Raw genomic sequence first — 569 nt, forward strand, 5'->3', positions numbered from 1 at the left:
CATTGCCTTTAAATGCTTTTAAATTACTAGCCAGATACTTTACACCCGCATCTATGTTCTTTTCAGGATCATACATATCAGATTTAGAGTATCCAGCTTCTTTAGCTACAGCAGATGATACCTGCATTAGACCCACTGGGCCTGTTGGAGATACTGCACCTGCATCACCGGAGGATTCTACGTTAATGAGCTGTTGAATTAATTTCTCAGGTACGCCATATTTCTTGGAGTACTTTTTAATGAGATCACTGTAATCAGCCATCTACGTACTCCTTATTTTTTAATCTTAGGTTTGACAGAAGTTTTGTCATAATCTACAGTAAGAGCACCCTGACGTTTGCCAGCGACTGCATCTGGAGTACGCTGAGCGAGAACACCAGTTGACTTACCTTTAAGACCTTTCTTCTTACCTTTCTCATTCCATTCCCAGTCATACACTGCATCACCGGATTTGGTTTTACCTTTCAGCTTGATGTTGTCTTTCAGTTCAGCATCTGAGAACAAACCAGATACACCACCAATAACACCACCTGCAACAGCACCCCATGGACCACCAATCATAGCACAAG

The 569-nt window shown here is 41.8% G+C and carries 2 protein-coding genes; both read right to left on the reverse strand.

The genetic code is table 11. The annotated features are described in order from the left end of the window. Window positions 1–262: lytic transglycosylase domain-containing protein (locus N1032_RS26885; RefSeq protein WP_259543741.1), on the reverse strand; the 262-nt coding region annotated here is incomplete at its 3' end. 11 nt (window positions 263–273) lie between these two features. Next, a partial coding sequence (locus N1032_RS26890; RefSeq protein WP_259543743.1) for a hypothetical protein occupies window positions 274–569 on the reverse strand: 296 nt, incomplete at its 5' end.

This window comes from Herbiconiux daphne (genome assembly GCF_024979295.1).
Classification (GTDB): Bacteria; Actinomycetota; Actinomycetes; order Actinomycetales; family Microbacteriaceae; genus Herbiconiux; species Herbiconiux daphnes.